This is a genomic window from Mesorhizobium sp. M4A.F.Ca.ET.022.05.2.1 (assembly GCF_003998845.1).
Lineage (GTDB): Bacteria > Pseudomonadota > Alphaproteobacteria > Rhizobiales > Rhizobiaceae > Mesorhizobium.
Genome location: NZ_RZOJ01000335.1, coordinates 3,233 through 6,585 on the forward strand (window position 1 = coordinate 3,233; position 3,353 = coordinate 6,585).

Annotated in this window: 1 protein-coding gene and 1 pseudogene; both read left to right on the forward strand. The window is 63.9% G+C overall.

Features of this window, described 5'->3' with window-relative positions:
• Positions 1-1,614: pseudogene (locus EN745_RS37225) on the forward strand (protein ndvB); the annotation flags it as partial.
• Positions 1,615-1,967: 353 nt separating this feature from the next.
• Positions 1,968-3,353: glucan export ABC transporter ATP-binding protein (locus EN745_RS26650; RefSeq protein WP_127422638.1), on the forward strand; the 1,386-nt coding region annotated here is incomplete at its 3' end.

Below are 3,353 nucleotides of genomic sequence, written 5' to 3' on the forward strand. Positions count from 1 at the left end.
ACGCTGCTCTGGGTGCTCGGCGACGCGGCTTCGCCCGCCGAGGCGAGCGCGCTGGTGCAGGCCCATCGCGGCAAGGACTTCGACCAGCGGCTGGCCGACAACGAGCGCGTCTGGCGCGGCTTCCTCGACACCATCCAGGTCGAGACGCCGGACAAGGCGATGGATGCCATGGTCAACCACTGGCTGCCTTACCAAAGCCTTGCCTGCCGCATCCGCGCTCGTTCCGCCTTCTACCAGGCGAGCGGCGCCTTCGGCTTCCGCGACCAGCTGCAGGATACGCTGGCCTTGCTGGCACATGATCCGAAGCTGGCGCGCGACCAGATCCTCAACGCGGCGCGCCGGCAGTTCCCGGAGGGCGACGTGCAGCACTGGTGGCTGCCGCGCACCGACGCCGGCGTGCGCACCATGATCTCGGATGACGTCGTCTGGCTGGCCCAGGCAACGGCCCGCTATATCGACGTGACCGGCGACGCAGCGATCCTCAAGGAGCAGCTTCCCTTCATCGACGGCCAGCCGCTCGGCGAGGGCGAGCACGATGCCTTCTTCACGCCGGAGGTCTCCAAGACCACCGCCTCGCTTTACGATCACTGCGCGCGGGCGCTGGATCTCGCCATCAAGCGCAGCAGCCCCGCCGGCCTGCCGCTGATCCTCGGCGGCGACTGGAACGATGGCATGAACCGCGTCGGCGAGGGCGGCAAAGGCGAGAGCGTGTGGCTGGGCTGGTTCCTGCTAAAGACGCTGGGCGACCTTGCCCCGGTGGCCAAGGCGCAAGGCGACGCCAAGCGGGCGCAGGCCTGGAACAAGCATGCCGACGTGCTGAAGCGGGCGCTGGAGGCCACCGCCTGGGACGGGCAGTGGTACCGGCGCGGCAGCTTCGACGACGGCACGCCGCTCGGCTCGCATGACGCCAAGGAATGCAAGATAGACTCCATCGCCCAGTCGTGGAGCGTACTTTCGGGCGAGGGCGATCCGGCGCGTTCGACCACGGCCATGCACCAGGCGACCAAGATGCTGGTCGACGACGAGCTCAAGATCGTCAAGCTGTTCACGCCGCCCTTCTCGAAGACGGAGAAGGATCCCGGCTACATCAAGAGCTACCCGCCCGGCGTGCGCGAGAATGGCGGCCAGTACACCCACGCGGCCACCTGGTTCGTCATCGCGCTCGCCGAAATGGGCCGCACCGACGACGCCTATCGCTGCTTCTCGATGCTGAACCCGGTCAATCACGCGTCGGACGAGGCGGCAGCCGAGCACTACAGGGTCGAGCCCTATGCCGTGGCAGCCGACATCTATGCCGGCGAAGGCAAGGGCGGGCGTGGCGGCTGGACCTGGTACACGGGTTCCGCCGGCTGGCTGTACCGCGCGGCGGTCGAGGGCATTCTCGGCATCGAGCGGCGCGGCAAGCAGATCACATTCCGGCCGAAACTGCCTGGCCACTGGGATGGCTACGCGGCAACGCTCAAGATGCTGGGGGCGGAAGTCAAGGTTCGTGTCATCCGCGACAAAAAGACAAAATCCATCTCGCTCGAAGTCAATGGAACCAAGACAAAATCCTCGTCTTTCGAGCCGAAGGCCGGTGAGATGGCCGAGGTTGTCGTCAAGATACCTACGTAAAATCAATGACTTGAAGCCATCTGCGCGCGCCCTTCGGGGCGCGTGTTATGTTGGAGCGTTATTTGCGCATGCTTTTTGCCGGCATCCGGCCGGGCGCATTAGCTTCCGCTACGCAAGCTCTAGGTGATTAAAAATGTGGCAGCTCCTGGCCGCTGCCATGATTTTGCCGCAAGGCTGACATTTCACCTTTTATCTCAAACCGTTAGGTGATCACGGCAGATTTCGCAACGTCGTCATCTTTTGTTCGCAGAATGGGAACGGAAGAGCTAGACGGGCATTGTTTTGCGACCCGTTAACCGGTACGTGTCAAGAAATGGTGCACTGCACAATGAAAGTTTGGCGGAGTAGCTGAAGTGTCACTTCTGCAGATCTACTGGAGAGCTCTGGGTTATCTGGCTGCCGACAAGAAGCGCGTCGCTCTGATTTGCGGCGCCAATGTCGCGCTCGCCGCGATCGCGATCCTCGAGCCGATCCTGTTGGGCCGGGTGATCGGTGCCATCGCTGAAAAAGGCCCGGTGTTTTCGACGCTCGCCGTTTGGGCAGCTCTCGGCGCGTTCAACGTCGTTGCTGTCGTGCTGGTGGCGCGTGGCGCCGACCGCTTCGCCCATGCCCGCCGCTCGGAGGTGCTGTGCCAGTCCTTCGAGCGCGTCATCACCATGCCGCTCGCCTGGCATCATCAGCGCGGCACGTCCAATTCACTACAAACGCTGTTGCGCGCCGTCGAGACCCTGTTCAGCCTGTGGCTCGAATTCATGCGCGTGCATCTCTCGACGGCCATCGCGCTGGTGCTTTTGGTGCCGACCGCGCTTGCCATGGACATTCGCATGTCGCTGGTGCTGCTTGGCCTTGGCGTGCTTTATGTCGGCATCGGCCGTATCGTCATGCGCCGCACCAAGTCCGGGCAGACCGCTGTCGAGCGCCATTACCACACCGTGTTTGCCCATGTGACCGATAGCGTCAGCAATGTCGCCGTGCTGCAGAGCTACAACCGCATCGGCCATGAGACCGCGACGCTGAAGCGTTACGTCAAGGACCTGCTCGACGCGCAGAATCCGGTGCTCGACTGGTGGGCGATCGCCAGTGCGTTGAACCGGCTGTCGTCGACCATCTCGATGATGATCGTGCTTTCGATCGGCGCCTACCTCGTCACTCGCGGTGAGCTCCGCGTCGGCGACGTCGTTGCCTTCATCGGCTTTGCAGGGATGCTGATCGCCCGCCTCGATCAGATGTCGGCCTTCTCCACCCAGATCTCAGAGGCGCGGGCCAAGCTCGAGGACTTCTATCGTCTCGAAGATTCGGCCGCCGACACTGCCGAGCCGGAAGGTCTGCGTGAGCTGGCCAACGTCACCGGCCACGTCCGCTTCGAGAATGTCGGCTTCGAATTCGCCAATTCGGGGCAGGGCGTCGACGACGTCTCCTTCGAGGTTCAGGCCGGCCAGACGGTAGCCATCGTCGGTCCGACCGGCGCCGGCAAGACGACGCTCATCAACCTGCTGCAGCGCGTCTTCACGCCCTCGAGCGGCCGTATCCTGATCGACGGCATCGACACCCGTTCGGTGACCCGCAAGTCGCTGCGCCACTCGATCGCCACCGTGTTCCAGGATGCCGGTCTGCTCAACCGTTCGATCGAGGACAACATCCGTGTCGGCCGCGCCGAGGCGACCTATGACGAGGTGCACGCCGCCGCCAACGCCGCCGCCGCGCAGGATTTCATCCTGTCGAAGAGCAGCGGCTACGAC